This window comes from Maribacter antarcticus DSM 21422 (genome assembly GCF_000621125.1).
Taxonomy (GTDB): Bacteria; Bacteroidota; Bacteroidia; order Flavobacteriales; family Flavobacteriaceae; genus Maribacter; species Maribacter antarcticus.
The window spans coordinates 156,714-172,278 of sequence record NZ_JHZC01000004.1 but is presented as its reverse complement, the minus strand read 5'-3'; the positions used below and the strand labels follow the sequence as shown (position 1 = coordinate 172,278).

Below are 15,565 nucleotides of genomic sequence, written 5' to 3'. Positions count from 1 at the left end.
AGCTATACTATTTAGTATTGGAAAAATATAAAAATATTATTTTCCCGTAATGTGTAAAACCGTAAAATTCTTTTCTATATAAAGACTGAGGTTTCCATTTGGCTTTACCGAGTTTATATCAATCTCCTCATTATCTACTTCAATTTTATGAATCTTGAAGGGAAGTCCGTGAAGATTAAACTTTAGTGTTTCATATTCGGTAATAAAGCTACCATCCTTAAACTGTTGAACCGTGATGGAGTTTTCCTTTCCAGTCAACTTAAAGTTACGGAGGGAGTATCTCCCTTTTTTATAATCGTAACCATCCTGAGCGTCCTCATAAACCTCGGAAGATTCCGTTCCTATTTTATAGTAGGTATCTAAAATCAATTCCGTAATTTCTAGTTCTCCCACGTACTGTTGAATGGGATATTTAGGTATTATGGCCCCCTCTTTTATAAATAGTGGAACTGTATCCAAATCTGCTTTAATCCAACGTTCTTTTCCTCCCTCACTTACCTCATCAGTCCAATAATCATACCATCTCCCCCTAGGGATGTACATTCTTCTTCCCTGTGCATTTGGTTCCTGTATGGGGCAGACCAATATTTGTTCCCCGAATATAAACTCGTCCGTTCTAAAATGGGTCTGTGCGTCTTCTTGATCAAAAAGTACTAAAGACTGCAACATGGGTCGTTGTTCTTTGCTGTACTTATAGAACATAGTATACAGATAAGGTAGCAACTGATACCGAATCTCGATAAACTTACGTACGATATCTGTAATCTCAGTACCAAAGGACCAAGGTTCTTGATCCCCATGGTCGCCACTGGAATGCACCCTACAGAAAGGATGAAAAATACCCAATTGCACCCATCGTGCAAAAAGTTCGCCGTTTGGCTGTTCTGCAAAGCCGCCAATATCGGAGCCTACAAAGGAATAACCACTCATACACATGCGTTGCACCTGCACGTTCGCAACCCATAAATGCTCCCAAGTAGCTACATTATCTCCTGTCCACGTAGAGGAATACCGCTGTGTTCCAGCATACGCTGCCCTAGTGATAACGAAAGGCCTTTTAGGATATACATATTTCTTAACGCCTTCATAGGTTGCACGCACCATTTGCATCCCATAAACATTATGTGCTTTCCTATGCGTACAAGGGTGACCGTCATAATTATGTCTGGTGTCTAAAGGGGCTGTTTTGCCGGGCACTTCCATTACGGCCGGTTCGTTCATATCGTTCCACACGGCATGAACCCCCAAATCGGACATAAATTCCTTGTACAAATCAGCCCACCATTCCCGAACTTCAGGATTTGTAAAATCAGGAAAATGACATTCCCCAGGCCATACTTTTCCTGTCATTAAAGGACCGTCTCCCCTTCTACAGAAATATCCTTTCTCTAATGCTTCCTTATAAATCCAGTATTCCCTATCTATCTTAATTCCTGGATCTATCATGACTACAGTCTTAAAGCCATCAGCCTCCAATTCCTTGATCATTCGCTTTGGATCAGGAAAAAGTTTTTTATCCCAGGTAAAGCATCGAAATCCATCCATATAATCAATATCCAAATAAATGGCGTCACAAGGAATTTGTTGATCTCTGAATCCTTTGGCAATTTCTTTCACGTTACTCTCAGGGTAGTAGCTCCACTTAGACTGATGGTATCCCAACGCCCACATGGGCGGTAGTTCTGGCGTTCCAGTTAAATTAGAATATGCAGAAACTACTTTTGACATCTCTGGCCCATAAAAGAAATAATAATTCATATCTCCTCCATCTGCCCAAAAACTGGTCGTATTTCTACGCTCATGAGCAAAATCGAAATGGGTCTTAAAACTGTTATCAAAAAAGAGACCGTACGCCTTCCCCTTGTGTAAACCTGTATAAAACGGAATAGCTTTATACAATGGGTCTTGGTCCTTTCCATACGCATATTGGTCCGTTACCCAATTTTCAATCCGCTTACCTTTGAGATTACTATGACTGGCTTTATCTCCCATTCCGTAGAAACTCTCACCAGTTTGGGTGATTTTGCTCATTTTTACAGTATTACCACCGTATTCATAGTTCTCTTCCCAGTGAAAACCAATCTCATCCTCATTAATTATATTCCCTTCCAAATCTGAGATTTGGGTACGTAATGATTTCTTATCAACCAAGACATGTACACGGGCGGTTTCAATGATATACTCTGTATCATTCTCCACCACTTCTAATTTGCTGTAACCCATATTTGCCTCAGGGTCGATAGCATAGGAAAAATCGGGTTCAAAAACATGATTTGTGGCATACCTAAAGCGAATAAGACTGCCTCTTAATACAGTAATTTCTAACACTACCCCGTTCTTCGTAGTAAGGTATATTTTATTTGTATCCTGTTTAAAATCGACTATATGGTTGGGGTACAGGTTACCCTTATATTCTAATTCTGTATTTGTAATCATTAATCTAAAAAATTTAAATAAAAATCAAAAAAATGCTTTCACTCGGAATTACAAAATATAAACCGAGCAATCGCAAACTATAACGTTTTGGGTACCTAAAGTTACTTTAAAATGACCATTCCTAACGGAGGAATCGTTATTTCTACCGATTTTTTATAACCATGCCACTCCTTTGTAGAAGACTTAATGTTAAGGTTTTCATTTCCTGAACCCCCATACTTGGTAGCATCGCTGTTCAATATTTCATTTAATTCTCCTTTTTTAGGATTTCCAATCCTATAGTTTTTCCTGAGAATAGGTGTAAAATTACAAGCAATAATCAGGTCGTTTTTTTCATCATGGCCTCTTCTAACGTAGGTAAGTACAGAGTTTTCATGATCTCCATAATCTATCCATTCAAAACCTTCCTGACTAAACTGTTTCTCATACAGGGCAGGATAGTTCTTATAAGTATGGTTTAAATCCTTCACGAATTGTTGTACCCCCGCATGCCCTTCATAGTCAAGCAAGTGCCAATCCAAACCTTGTTGGAAGTTCCATTCCGCCGTTTGTCCAAACTCACCACCCATAAACATTAATTTAGTTCCGGGATGGGTAAACATATAGCCGAACAACAATCTCAAATTTGCAAAACGTTGCCACTCATCTCCTGGCATTCTGTATACCAAGGATTGTTTACCATAAACTACCTCATCATGGGAAAAAGGGAGCATAAAATTCTCTGTAAATGCATAGGTCATGCTAAACGTCAAATCATTTTGATGGTGCTTACGATAAATTGGTTCTTTTTGAAAATACTCCAAAGTATCGTGCATCCAACCCATCATCCATTTCATCCCAAATCCTAAACCACCATGGTCAACCGATTTGGAGACTCCTGAAAAAGCAGTAGATTCTTCTGCAATGGTCTGTACACCGTCAAAACTGGAATAGACTTCTTGGTTAAGCTCTCGAATAAAAGAAATAGCGTCAAGGTTTTCATTGTTGCCGTGTTCATTAGGTTCCCACTCGCCATCTTCGCGAGAATAATCCAAATACAACATAGACGCCACGGCATCAACACGCAAACCATCTACATGAAACTGTTCTAACCAGAACAAAGCGTTACTTATTAAAAAGGCCCGAACTTCATTTCTGCCGTAGTTGAAAATTAGGCTTTTCCAGTCTTGATGATATCCTTTTCTCCTATCCGGGTGCTCGTATAAGTTGGAGCCATCGAAAAACCCAAGTCCATGAGCGTCTTCAGGAAAATGGGACGGTACCCAGTCTAAAATCACTCCAATATCATTTTGATGAAAGGCATCTACTAAAGATTTAAAATCTTCTGGGGTACCAAATCTTGATGTTGGTGCAAAATATCCTGTAAGCTGGTAGCCCCATGATGGATCATATGGATATTCCATTATGGGCATAAATTCTACATGGGTATAGCCCATTTCCTTTATGTAATCAACCAAATCTACAGCTAATTCTTTATAGGTTAAAAAATTTCCTTCGGCATTTCGCTTCCAAGAACCTAAATGCACCTCATACACGGAATAAGGCCTATCCAAACAATTCTTTTCCTTTCTATAGCCCATCCAATCTATATCCTTCCAATCATACTCCTTAGACCAGACTAGCGATGCTGTTTTTGGTGGATGCTCGCAAAGTTTAGCAAAAGGGTCCGCCTTCTCTGTCCAAATATCCTGATTGTGGGACTTTATTTTATACTTATACTTTTCTCCATGTCCTATATTAGGGATGAATCCTTCCCAGATACCACTAGAATCCCAGCGTACATTCAGTGCATGCGTTTCTTGATTCCATGCGTTAAAATCCCCAATAACAGAAATCACTTTTGCTGACGGAGCCCAAACGGCAAAATAGGTTCCTTTTACGCCATTTAACTCTATAGGATGCGATCCTAATTTGTCATATAAACGGTAGTGTTTTCCGCCCTTGAAGAGGTCGATATCAAAATCTGTAAACAAGGAATGCACGATAACTTTAGACATAGGTATCTTATATTTTTAAAGTAAATCTAATCAACTTTGCAATAACTTAGGGAATATAGCTGTTTTACTTGGGGTGTAGCAAACCAACCCCAATTAATTTGGCGAAAATTAAAAAGTGGAACGCTTTTTGGAAAGATTAAAAATTAAGTAATAGTAAGAAACCAAAAAAATCAACATATTATGAGAAAATTCAATGTAGTACTGGGTAGTTTAATAACATTATTTTTTCTGTCTTGCACAGGCACACAAGGACCTTCAGGTTTTGACGGCTTTGATGGCCTAGATGGTTTTGATGGCCGTGATGGTGTTGATGGCGTTAACGGTGTAAATACTCTAGGACAAGTACTTGACATCGAAGGTTCTTTTACCTTTGAAAATGATTTTGCCATTTTATATGAGTTCCCACAAACGGTTGAAGTTTTCGAATCCGATATTGTACTGGTATACTTATTATGGGATCAAACAGAAGACGGGAATGGTGAAGCAGTGGACATCTGGAGATTAATGCCACAAACAAGAATATTAGATCAAGGATTATTGCAGTACAACTTTGATTATACCTTCTTGGATGTAAATTTATTTTTGGAATCAAACTTTGACTTGACCACCTTACAACCCGGTGATACGGACAATCAAGTTTTTAGAATAGCTGTACTACCTGCAGACCTTACAGAAGGTAAGCTGGATAAAAGCAGTATTCAGTCAGTTATGGGGAGTCTAAATATTGTGGAAGAAAACATTCAAAGATTTAAAGCAAATTAGTTTACACTTAAAGACACAAAACACAACACCCCATCAGTTTTTGACGGGGTGTTTTTCTTGATAGCGCTCTTAATCTTTAAGAAAACAGTAACAGGATTTTTATGCTAAGTGCTGTATCTTTGAAAGCACTAAAAAAAAAAGACTAACATTAAAAAGCTATGAAATATTCTCTTTTAATTACCCTAATTATTTTAGCTACGAGCTGTAAAGGAATCTCCCAAGAAAAAGAAACATCTAACACACAAACCGAAGTAAAAAAGGAGTTTCCAATTACAAAAACGGAGGCTGAATGGAAAAAGCAACTCACAGATGCGGAATTCTACGTGCTTAGAAAGGCAGCTACTGAAAATCCTTTTACTAGCGCATTGTTAGCTATCAAAAAAGAAGGCACTTATGTATGTGCAGGTTGTGACACCCCTGTTTTCAAAAGTGAACATAAGTTTGATTCTGGTACGGGTTGGCCTAGTTTTGATAAAGAAATTGAAGGTAATGTGACCTATGACGTAGATTATAAAATAGGCTATAAAAGAACCGAGGAACATTGTGCGACTTGCGGCGGTCACCTAGGCCATGTATTTGAAGACGGTCCCTCAGAAACTACAGGAGAGCGACATTGTATTAATGGAGTAGCCTTAAAGTTTATTCCTAGCAAATAAATTAAATTTAGGATGGTATGTATCCATGGGGAAGTTTCATAGAAAGTGCGCGTTTTGAATTTGAACGGTACAAAGCCATGGGCGACAAGACCCTAAGTCAGTTATCCGAAGAAGATATTCAATGGTCCTTAAATGAATCTGATAATTCTATTGCGCTTATCGTAAAACATTTGGCTGGTAATATGCACAGCAGGTGGACTAACTTTTTAACTGAAGATGGCGAAAAAGAGTGGCGCAAGCGAGAAAACGAGTTTACACAGCCGCATAAGAATAAAGCAGAACTAATAGCCTCTTGGAACACGGGATGGAACTGTTTATTTGCTGCTTTACATCAAATAAACAGTTCTAATTTCGATACTATAATCAAAATACGAAACGAAGAACATACGATTATTGAAGCAGTGAACCGCCAGTTGGCGCACTATGCAAGTCACGTGGGGCAACTAGTGCTGATAGGTAAAATGCGCAAGGGAACGGAGTGGGTTTCACTTTCTATCCCTAAAGGCGATACCAAAGGGTTTAATCGAAGAAAATTCAAGCCTAGTAGTCCATAATAAAAATCACATTACTTTGCTTTTAAATTTAACCCAGATTGTTGTCCTTCAAACTTGGTTTTGTATTTTTGCAGCGCTCCCAAAAGGACTTGGGCTTTAACATTAAAAAATTAAAAATATGAGCACTTTCGACGTTATTGTTTTGGGTAGTGGGCCAGGTGGTTATGTTACTGCCATTAGAGCATCGCAACTAGGACTAAAAACCGCAATCATAGAAAAGGAAAGCCTTGGCGGCGTTTGTTTGAACTGGGGGTGTATCCCTACCAAAGCTTTAATAAAATCTGCGCAAGTGTTTGAATACCTGAAGCATGCGGCAGATTATGGACTAAAAGCCGAAGGCGTAGATAAAGATTTTGATGCTGTAGTAAAAAGGAGCCGTAACGTTGCCGGAGGAATGAGTAAGGGTGTACAGTTCTTAATGAAGAAAAACAAGATTGAAGTTCTTAACGGATTCGGCACATTAAAACCCGGAAAGAAAGTATCTGTAAAGGCTGAAGACGGTACCGAAACCGAATATAGTGGGAACCATATCATTATCGCTACTGGAGCTCGAAGCAGAGAACTTCCTAGCTTACCACAAGACGGTGAAAAAATTATTGGATACAGAGCGGCAATGACGCTTAAAGAACAACCTAAAAAATTAATTGTTGTAGGAAGCGGTGCCATCGGTATTGAATTCGCCTATTTTTATAATGCTATGGGTACGGACGTTACCGTAGTAGAATACCAACCAAACATCGTACCTGTTGAAGACGAGGACATCTCGAAACAATTGGAGCGTAGCTTTAAAAAAGCAGGTGTAAAAATAATGACCTCTGCCGAAGTTACAGGAGTAGACACTTCAGGAGATGGTGTTAAAGTTACCGTGAAAACTGCCAAAGGAGAGGAAGTATTGGAAGCAGATATTGTGCTTTCGGCAGTAGGAATTAAAACAAATATTGAAAATATAGGACTAGAAGATGTTGGTATTGCCATTGACAGGGACAAGGTTTTGGTCAATGACTTTTATCAGACCAATATTCCAGGGTATTATGCCATTGGAGATGTCACGCCAGGGCAAGCATTGGCGCACGTAGCCTCTGCCGAAGGTATTTTATGTGTTGAAAAAATAGCAGGAATGCATACGGAAGCCTTGGATTACGGAAACATACCGGGATGTACGTATTGTAGTCCTGAAATTGCATCCGTAGGACTTACAGAAAAACAGGCTAGAGAACAAGGTTTGGATATCAAAGTGGGTAAATTTCCGTTTTCTGCGAGTGGAAAAGCACAAGCCTCAGGAACATCTGATGGCTTTGTAAAGGTCATCTTCGATGCAAAATATGGTGAGTGGCTAGGATGTCATATGATAGGTGCAGGAGTTACAGATATGATAGCTGAAGCAGTTCTAGCCCGTAAATTGGAAACTACCGGCCATGAAGTATTAAAGACTGTGCATCCACACCCAACCATGAGTGAAGCAGTAATGGAAGCCGTGGCAGATGCATATGATGAAGTAATTCATCTGTAACAAACAGTATAAATCCTTTCTTTGAGGGCATACTATATTAAAGTACTTTCCAAAGACTTTTAAGTACTACACGTTTTTGGAAAGCGCTTTACTACCAACTTTATTAGAAGATAAAACCGACACGATACCAGTAGTTTACAATTTTAAATAAAGGAATATGTTGAAATTATTTAGAGTGACTGCAATTTTAGAGGGAATCTCGTATTTAGCTTTGTTTGGAATTACCATGCCCTTAAAATATTGGGCGGAAATCCCAGGCCCAAATAAAATTGTTGGTTATGCCCATGGTGTACTTTTTATTACCTTTATGGCCTTAGCATTGCTCATTTGCATCAATAAAAAGTGGGGAATCAAACGGTTTATTATTTTTGGCATCGCTTCCTTGTTGCCGTTTGCTACATTTTATGTGGAACAGAAATATTTGAAGCCAGCAGAAAGTTAGATTCCATCCACTTTACATACATACATACTACAGAAAACTTTGAATAGCTAAATCATAACTTTGTAGACCAAAACCCAATATTACTCCTTTAGCACCTGAAGATATATAGGAAATATGTCTAAATTCCTCTCGCTTGTGTGTATTGGAAATATGTACTTCTACTACTAGAGTCTTGATTGCCTTAACAGCGTCACCTATACCTACAGAGGTATGGGTATACGCAGCCGCATTTAGAATAATGCCATCGTAGCTAAAACCCACTTCTTGTAACTTAGTTATTAAATCTCCTTCTATATTAGACTGAAAATACTCTAGTTGCACGTCCTTAAACTTAAACTGAAGCGTTGAAAAATAATCTTCAAAAGTTTGTTTACCATACATTTCTGGCTCTCGCTTTCCTAAAAGATTTAAATTAGGTCCGTTAATAATAATTAGCTTCATATGGTAAAAGTAAGGATAAAACGGGGGTATAAAAAAAGCAAAAACCGTAGCTTTCGCTTTTCAAAAATTTTGTGATATAAAACTCTTAAATGGTTTAAAAATCGCCTTATTTATTTAAAACAAAAACAATAGGCCAAATAACACACTGCTGTAGGTAACATCTCCGTTGACAGCCAAATAGGATATATTCAGTTCTGTAGTTCCTCCATTGAGATCTATTCCCATACTAGGCCGATAATAAAAACCTCCTTCGTTTCCTTCATTTATGCCAATAGCATAGCCCACGTCGCCCCCAATTTTGAAACCTGTAGTGGGGTATATCCTAACTGACCCTGCAACCGGGATAAACTGTAGGTTGTCAAATTCGGTTTCTATGACTACGCCGCCAGCAGATATTTCTTGCTTTTCACCAAAAGCATTTGAAAACCCAGTGGTTACCCCTACATCTAATTCTTTAGAAACGCCCCAGTGCTGATACAGGTCTACTCCAAGCACTAAGCTATAGGCTTCTGAAAAATCACCAGTTACCATACCTGCATTTAAACCGGCCCTAAAATTAGTTCGGTCGACATTTTGCGCTTGAGCGCTGAATCCAAAAAGGGTGCTAAATAAAGTAAGTAGAATAAATCTCATAGTATCGCAATTCTAGTATCGTTAAAATGCTATTGGTTTAAAACGCACTTAAAGGGCTTTTTGTTGTAAAAGCATCCGATATATTTGTGCTATGACTATTCATTTCCTAATTGTTTATGGTGATTTTCACTGTAGGACGTAAATAAAGTGAAAGATATTCTTCTACCTCATATTCTAAAAACCAATGAATTTTAATCAGACCCTTCAAAGCATACGTGGTAAGCATAAAATAAGCGTTATATTCCTAAGGCGTATCTTTATGTCATGAACTGGGAACAGGCCAAAAAAGATTACATCCATTACCTAAAATTAGAAAGGGGCTTGTCTGACAATTCCATTCAAAACTACGTTTTAGATATTGAAAAATTAGTTCGTTTTCTAAACGAACATAAAATCGACTACTTGCCCATTACCATAGCACAAAGCACTATTCAGCAATTTATTTATGAAGCAGCAAAAGTGGTAAACCCAAGATCGCAAGCCCGAATCATTTCTGGTCTAAAGAGTTTTTTTAATTATTTAGTCTTTGAAGATTACAGGGCTGATAATCCAATGGATTTAATAGAATCCCCAAAAATTGGAAGAAAACTACCCGATACACTTTCCGAAAACGAAATAAACCAGCTTATTGCCGCTATTGACCTGAGTAAGGCGGAGGGCGAGCGCAACAGAGCCATATTAGAAACCCTTTATGGCTGTGGCCTTAGGGTGTCCGAACTAACTGGAATAAAACTATCCGACCTTTATTTTGAGGAGGACTTTATAAAAGTAACCGGTAAAGGAGATAAACAGCGTTTTGTTCCAATAAGCCGAATCAATAAAAAATATATAGATATTTATAGGAAAGAGATACGCGTTCACCTGAACATAAAAGACGATTTTCAGGACACGCTATTCCTAAATAGACGTGGCAAACAACTCACCCGCGCCATGATTTTTACCATTGTTAAGAATCTAGCAGAAAAAATAGGTTTGAAAAAGAATATAAGCCCACACACGTTTAGACATTCCTTCGCTACACACTTATTGGAAAACGGAGCGGATCTTAGGGCGATACAACAAATGCTTGGCCATGAAAGTATTACAACAACAGAGATATATATGCATGTAGACCGTAGTCATTTGGCTTCTGTTATGAATAAATTTCATCCACGAAAATAAGACAGCTAAGTTATCTTGTATTTTGTAATACAGTTAATCTTTAAACTATGAATAATCTCTATTATACGAACGAATAATCAATCGCGCCTCCCGATCAAACTTCATATAGTTATATACCCAGTTCACAAAAACCACTACCCTCTTCCTAAAACCAATAAGACAAAACAAATGCACAAACACCCAAACAAACCATGCGAATACCCCTTGGAATTTTAGATATTCCAAATCACAGACTGCCTTATTTCTGCCTGCAGTTACCATACTACCTCTGTCTTTATATGCAAAAGGGCGCAGCGGTTTTTGTGCTATCAAACGAACCAGATGCTCCCCTAATTACCTGCCTTGCTGTATGGCCGGTTGCGCCATCATAGGATGACCATTTGGGTGTTTATCGCTCTACATGCAGGCGATATCGCCTATGGCCAAGATTTCTGGATGATCTAGCACCTGATTGTATTCATTTACTTGCAAGCGATTACCACAAGCCAATAAGTCTTTGGCATCTAGTCCTTTTATGGTTGCACCCATAACCACAGCAGCCCATACTACGGTAACCGACGTAAAACTTAAATCGGAATTTGTGGTCACCGTTTTACCGTCATAACTAGTAACTTGCACATTCTTCCAAACTTGCACACTTAACTTTTCTAAGAAATTCTCTGCTTTTCTGGAGGCCACTTCGCTCATGGCATCTAAAATTCGATCACCACTTGGAATGAGATTAATAGTGGCCCTTCGGGTGTCCAAATCTGGATAGTCCTTTGGTAATATTCCCTTTTTAATGTCTGCCAAGGCACCCACCAATTCTACCCCGGTTGATCCACCGCCAACGATAACGAAGTTCATTAACGCATCCCGTGCATGGTAATCATCTGTAAGCAAGGCCTGTTCAAAATTCTCCTCAATTAAACTACGCAAGTTTAAAGATTGTGGGATAGTCTTCATAGCCATGGCATTTTTCTCTAACTGGGTATTCCCATAAAAATTGGTCTAAGAACCCGTTGCCAGTATTAAATAATCATAGGATAATGAACCTATAGCAGTATTTAATCACTTCTTTTCTGCAGCTATTTCCTGCACCTCGGCCAATCTAAAAAAGAAATTATCATAGCCAATCAATACTTTCCGTAGCGGATAGGCAATGGAGTCTGGTTCTAGCCCGCCCGTAGAAACTTAATAAAGTAGCGGCTGAAAGCAATGATAATTATTCTTGTCCAACAACACTACCTGCACGTCCTTTTTACTTAATTCTTGGGCGAGCGGAACGCCATCAAAGCACCCACCAATTATTACAATTCTCGGAAAAGTAGAACATGGTATATTCATAATTTAAATCTAGCTAGCATACTTAAACAATCCCATTTCTTTTAGACCAGAATACATACTTTTTAGTACTTTTAAAGAATTACTAAAAATCAATATAACGATGCGAAAATCTTATCTTCTAACCTTAGTGCTTTCTATTTTCTTTTCAACAATTAAAGGGCAGGACAGCTCTGCCCCTATTTTAAAACAATTAGAGTCAAAAAGTGAACAGTATGGAAACATTGCCCAAGAAATATGGAATTTGGCAGAAATGGGTTATCAAGAGGAAAAAAGCTCGGCACTATTACAAAAAACACTGTCCGATGCGGGATTTAAGATAACCAAAGGGGTTGCAGGAATACCTACGGCATTTATTGCAGAATACGGAAGTGGAACACCGATTATTGCCATTATGGGAGAGTACGATGCACTTCCAGGACTTTCTCAAGAGGCGGTTAGTGAAAAAAAATCTGCAGGAAAAGCATCAGGCCATGCTTGCGGACATCATTTATTCGGTACTGCATCCGCGGCCGCGGCCATCGCTTCCAAAGATTGGTTGGCCACAAATAAGGAACAAGGTACTATTCGATTTTATGGTACCCCTGCAGAAGAGGGTGGGTCAGGAAAAGTGTTTATGGTTAGAGAAGGACTTTTTAATGATGTGGATATCGCATTACACTGGCATCCTAGTTCTCAAAATACAGCTAGTGCGGGAGCTGCGCTAGCTAATAAATCGGCAAAATTTAGATTTTATGGAGTTTCTGCTCATGCTGCCGGTTCTCCAGAAAAAGGACGTTCTGCGCTAGACGGTGTAGAAGCCATGAATACAATGGTAAATATGATGCGAGAACACATCCCACAGGAAGCACGTATACATTATGTAATTACCGATGGTGGAAAAGCGCCTAACGTGGTTCCTGATTTTGCTGAAGTCTACTATTATGCACGTCATAACACAAGGGATGTTGTAATAGATATTTTTGACCGTATGGTAAAAGCAGCAGAAGGCGCAGCGTTAGGAACCGGCACAACAATGGACTATGAAATGATTGGTGGTACGCACGAATTACTACCAAACCTCACACTTCAAAAATTAATGCACGATAACTTGTCCAAAATTGGGGGTATTGAATATTCCGCTGAGGAAAAAATATTCGCAGATAAAATTGCTCAAAGCTTAGGTCAAGAAAAAGCAGATTTAGCTATGGCAAAAAATGTGCAACCTTATAGGACCGAAGCAAGAGCTTACGGCTCTACCGATGTTGGTGATGTTAGCTTTACTGTCCCCACAGTTGGTATGGGTGCTGCCACTTGGGTACCAGGAACACCTGCTCATAGTTGGCAAGCAGTTGCAGCCGGAGGAACAAGCATAGGCAACAAAGGAATGATGGTAGCCGCCAAAACATTGACATTAACCGCTATTGAGCTATTTGGTAATAATACCTTAGTTTCCGAAGCAAAAAAAGAGTTCCAAGAAAAAAGAGGAGCTGATTTCAAATACATACCACTATTAGGAGATCGAGCACCAGCATTAGATTACAGGAATTAAATAGTAATTTCTATAGTACCTTTAAAAGTAAATTCAAGGGCAATACCAAATTTAGTGAAGTGTTTGAGCTTGATTTTTTTATATAAAAAACTAGAAATAGGTGTAACAAAGTAAACCCACTACACACTAATGAAACAATAACCAACAACCCATATTGAACAAGGAACTGGAACATAAATTTGTGACCGAGCTGCAGGACAACCAAAATATTGTCCATAAAGTTTGTACGCTTTATACAGATGACCGCGACTCTCACAACGATTTGTTTCAAGAAATAACGATTCAACTATGGAAAGCTTATCCTAAATTTAGGGGAGAAGCGAAATTTAGTACTTGGATGTACCGCGTGGCTCTAAATACGGCTATCACCTTATATAGAAAATCTAAAAAACGCATTGACACTCAAGATTATGAATCGGTAATTTTTAAGATTAAAGCTGATGAATATGATGAAACCGAAGAACAGCAATTAAAATTAATGTACAAAGCAGTACGCCAATTGGGAGATGTAGACAAGGCACTGGTATTCCTATACTTAGAAGAAAAAAATTACACGGAAATATCGGAAACGCTAGGGATAACAGAAGTAAACGCCCGGGTTAAGATGAACCGTATCAAAACAAAATTAAGAACCATTTTGAATCCTTGAGTTATGATGGATGAACTGGAATTATTAAAAAGAGACTGGCAGAAAAAGGATGCGGAGTTGCCTAAATTGAGCTACGAAGATATCCATAAAATGATTTGGAAAAAATCTTCCTCTATCGTAAAATGGATTGTAATCATCAGTATTTTAGAGTTTACGCTACCGCAACTTTTATTATTTGTACCTCCTATGGAAGAGGCACTGCAGATTTATGACGACATAGGAGTTACCAACTATATTTTTGCCCTCTCCTTGGTGATTTATACCGTCGCCATCTACTTTATTTTTCAGTTTTACAGAAGATATAAGGAGATATCTGTTTTAGATGATTCAAAAAACTTAATGAAGAAAATCCTAAAGACAAGAAAAACAGTAAAGTACTATGTACTGTTTTCACTCTCTATGATAATGGTTACTATTATCATTATGATTATCGGAGTTTATTTAAACGATGACATAACCCATATAGTCCCAGAACTCAAGGATAGTCTTCAAAACATATCGCCAGATAAGCTAAAAATCACCCTGATACTAACCATAGGTATTACAGGTGTTTTGTTGACCGTACTAATGGGTTTTGTTTACTTTTTACTCTACGGCCTCCTTTTAAGGAAACTGAATAAAAACTATGCCGAATTAAAACAGTTGGATTTTTAAGAATTATTTGTCTTACGCCACTTACGTTCTTTGTTTTCCTCCTCGTAGGCTAAGAGCTCTTTTTTAGAAATTACTTTTAGGAAAGATGGGTGTTGCTCTATAGCGTACTCTAATTTTTCAATAATAGATGCTGTAGTTTCATTTTCATAATCGATATCCAACGGTTCTTTGATTACCATAGACTGCAGAATTCCTTTCTTTTTTACCCGCAATCCCTGCTTATCAAAAGAACGCCTAAACCCATCGATTACTACAGGCACCACTATAGGTTTGTATTTTTTTATGATGTGCACAGTTCCTTTTCTTATTGGTTTCCAAGGTGTGGTAGTCCCTTGCGGAAAGGTAATTACCCACCCATCGTCCAAAGCCTTTCCAATATTGGAAATATCACTCATCTTTACCTGTCTGTTAACATCCTTACCTTGTGCACGCCAAGTTCGCTCTACACTAACAGAACCTGCGTATGCCATAACCTTTGTCAACAAACTTTTACCCATTGTTTCAGCAGCGGCTACGTAATACATATTTAATTTTGGTTGCCAAATATAGCCAAGGTTCTTAATGGAGTTTTCGCGCCCACTTAAACTGGCATTGAACACATGAAACATCGCCACAACATCTGCAAAATACGTTTGATGGTTACTTACAAAAAGCACATTGTGCGCAGGTAGGTTGCGAATTATATCGGAACCTTCTATCTCCAATTTATTAAAACGTTTGTAGCGCTGATGACTTAGAACCGCTAAAATTCTAATCAACCACTTTTTAATAAACAAATTATGCCCAAAAGGGTTCTTACTGAAAAATCCCATAACT

Annotated in this window: 14 protein-coding genes and 1 pseudogene; 9 read left to right on the top strand and 6 right to left on the bottom strand. The window is 38.4% G+C overall.

Features of this window, described 5'->3' with window-relative positions:
• Positions 1-36: 36 nt before the first annotated feature.
• On the bottom strand, positions 37-2,436 hold the full coding sequence (locus Q360_RS0100785; RefSeq protein ID WP_027075386.1) for a glycoside hydrolase family 31 protein: 2,400 nt from the start codon (positions 2,434-2,436) through the stop codon (positions 37-39).
• Between the two features lie 101 nt (positions 2,437-2,537).
• Positions 2,538-4,433, bottom strand: coding sequence for a 1,4-alpha-glucan branching protein GlgB (gene glgB / locus Q360_RS0100780; RefSeq protein ID WP_027075385.1), 1,896 nt, complete (start codon positions 4,431-4,433; stop codon positions 2,538-2,540).
• A 180-nt stretch (positions 4,434-4,613) separates the two neighbouring features.
• On the opposite strand from glgB, the gene Q360_RS0100775 reads away from it, so the two are divergent.
• The 5 genes from Q360_RS0100775 to Q360_RS0100755 all read left to right on the top strand — a co-directional run bounded on the left by Q360_RS0100775 (position 4,614) and on the right by Q360_RS0100755 (position 8,357).
• A complete protein-coding gene (locus Q360_RS0100775; protein WP_036194705.1) occupies positions 4,614-5,195 on the top strand; it encodes a hypothetical protein in 582 nt (193 codons plus the stop codon).
• Between the two features lie 158 nt (positions 5,196-5,353).
• Positions 5,354-5,851 (top strand): peptide-methionine (R)-S-oxide reductase MsrB, encoded by a 498-nt coding sequence (msrB, locus tag Q360_RS0100770; RefSeq protein WP_027075383.1) that lies wholly within the window; start codon positions 5,354-5,356, stop codon positions 5,849-5,851.
• 17 nt (positions 5,852-5,868) lie between these two features.
• Positions 5,869-6,405, top strand: a complete 537-nt coding sequence (locus Q360_RS0100765) for a DUF1572 family protein (RefSeq protein ID WP_027075382.1) — start codon at positions 5,869-5,871, stop codon at positions 6,403-6,405.
• A 118-nt stretch (positions 6,406-6,523) separates the two neighbouring features.
• Positions 6,524-7,915, top strand: a complete 1,392-nt coding sequence (gene lpdA / locus Q360_RS0100760) for a dihydrolipoyl dehydrogenase (RefSeq protein WP_036194701.1) — start codon at positions 6,524-6,526, stop codon at positions 7,913-7,915.
• A gap of 157 nt (positions 7,916-8,072) precedes the next feature.
• Positions 8,073-8,357, top strand: a complete 285-nt coding sequence (locus Q360_RS0100755) for a DUF3817 domain-containing protein (protein ID WP_027075380.1) — start codon at positions 8,073-8,075, stop codon at positions 8,355-8,357.
• 27 nt (positions 8,358-8,384) lie between these two features.
• Here the strand turns inward: Q360_RS0100755 and aroQ are convergent, their stop codons facing one another.
• The gene (gene aroQ, locus Q360_RS0100750) at positions 8,385-8,798 is read right to left on the bottom strand and encodes a type II 3-dehydroquinate dehydratase (protein WP_027075379.1); all 414 of its coding nucleotides are present in this window, start codon (positions 8,796-8,798) and stop codon (positions 8,385-8,387) included.
• A 114-nt stretch (positions 8,799-8,912) separates the two neighbouring features.
• Positions 8,913-9,431 (bottom strand): hypothetical protein, encoded by a 519-nt coding sequence (locus Q360_RS21905; RefSeq protein ID WP_036194700.1) that lies wholly within the window; start codon positions 9,429-9,431, stop codon positions 8,913-8,915.
• A 264-nt stretch (positions 9,432-9,695) separates the two neighbouring features.
• On the opposite strand from Q360_RS21905, the gene xerD reads away from it, so the two are divergent.
• On the top strand, positions 9,696-10,592 hold the full coding sequence (gene xerD / locus Q360_RS0100740; protein WP_027075378.1) for a site-specific tyrosine recombinase XerD: 897 nt from the start codon (positions 9,696-9,698) through the stop codon (positions 10,590-10,592).
• 45 nt (positions 10,593-10,637) lie between these two features.
• On the opposite strand, the pseudogene Q360_RS21900 reads toward xerD, so the two are convergent.
• Positions 10,638-11,918 (bottom strand): annotated as a pseudogene (locus Q360_RS21900) (NAD(P)/FAD-dependent oxidoreductase).
• A 100-nt stretch (positions 11,919-12,018) separates the two neighbouring features.
• Between Q360_RS21900 and Q360_RS0100730 the strand changes: the two are divergent.
• The 3 genes from Q360_RS0100730 (at position 12,019) to Q360_RS0100720 (ending at position 14,749) form a co-directional block, all read left to right on the top strand.
• Entirely contained in the window at positions 12,019-13,446 is a 1,428-nt protein-coding gene (locus Q360_RS0100730; RefSeq protein WP_027075377.1) for an amidohydrolase, read from the top strand.
• Positions 13,447-13,600: 154 nt separating this feature from the next.
• A complete protein-coding gene (locus Q360_RS0100725) occupies positions 13,601-14,095 on the top strand; it encodes an RNA polymerase sigma factor (protein WP_027075376.1) in 495 nt (164 codons plus the stop codon).
• 6 nt (positions 14,096-14,101) lie between these two features.
• Positions 14,102-14,749 (top strand): hypothetical protein, encoded by a 648-nt coding sequence (locus tag Q360_RS0100720; RefSeq protein WP_027075375.1) that lies wholly within the window; start codon positions 14,102-14,104, stop codon positions 14,747-14,749.
• Here Q360_RS0100720 and Q360_RS0100715 read toward each other — a convergent pair.
• Positions 14,746-15,561 carry a lysophospholipid acyltransferase family protein gene (locus tag Q360_RS0100715; protein WP_027075374.1) on the bottom strand — a complete coding sequence of 272 codons (816 nt, stop codon included), beginning with the start codon at positions 15,559-15,561 and terminating at the stop codon, positions 14,746-14,748. The genes Q360_RS0100720 and Q360_RS0100715 overlap by 4 nt on opposite strands.
• Positions 15,562-15,565 lie beyond the last annotated feature (4 nt).

What these genes read in the sequence shown, in the direction of transcription:
- Q360_RS0100720 (WP_027075375.1), top strand. Translation starts at nt 14,102, where the DNA reads ATGGATGAACTGGAATTATTAAAAAGAGACTGGCAGAAAAAGGATGCG.
- Q360_RS0100765 (WP_027075382.1), top strand. Translation starts at nt 5,869, where the DNA reads ATGTATCCATGGGGAAGTTTCATAGAAAGTGCGCGTTTTGAATTTGAA.
- Q360_RS0100775 (WP_036194705.1), top strand. Translation starts at nt 4,614, where the DNA reads ATGAGAAAATTCAATGTAGTACTGGGTAGTTTAATAACATTATTTTTT.
- xerD (WP_027075378.1), top strand. Translation starts at nt 9,696, where the DNA reads ATGAACTGGGAACAGGCCAAAAAAGATTACATCCATTACCTAAAATTA.
- lpdA (WP_036194701.1), top strand. Translation starts at nt 6,524, where the DNA reads ATGAGCACTTTCGACGTTATTGTTTTGGGTAGTGGGCCAGGTGGTTAT.
- msrB (WP_027075383.1), top strand. Translation starts at nt 5,354, where the DNA reads ATGAAATATTCTCTTTTAATTACCCTAATTATTTTAGCTACGAGCTGT.
- glgB (WP_027075385.1), bottom strand. Translation starts at nt 4,433, where the DNA reads ATGTCTAAAGTTATCGTGCATTCCTTGTTTACAGATTTTGATATCGAC.
- aroQ (WP_027075379.1), bottom strand. Translation starts at nt 8,798, where the DNA reads ATGAAGCTAATTATTATTAACGGACCTAATTTAAATCTTTTAGGAAAG.
- Q360_RS0100730 (WP_027075377.1), top strand. Translation starts at nt 12,019, where the DNA reads ATGCGAAAATCTTATCTTCTAACCTTAGTGCTTTCTATTTTCTTTTCA.
- Q360_RS0100715 (WP_027075374.1), bottom strand. Translation starts at nt 15,561, where the DNA reads ATGGGATTTTTCAGTAAGAACCCTTTTGGGCATAATTTGTTTATTAAA.
- Q360_RS0100755 (WP_027075380.1), top strand. Translation starts at nt 8,073, where the DNA reads ATGTTGAAATTATTTAGAGTGACTGCAATTTTAGAGGGAATCTCGTAT.
- Q360_RS0100785 (WP_027075386.1), bottom strand. Translation starts at nt 2,436, where the DNA reads ATGATTACAAATACAGAATTAGAATATAAGGGTAACCTGTACCCCAAC.
- Q360_RS21905 (WP_036194700.1), bottom strand. Translation starts at nt 9,431, where the DNA reads ATGAGATTTATTCTACTTACTTTATTTAGCACCCTTTTTGGATTCAGC.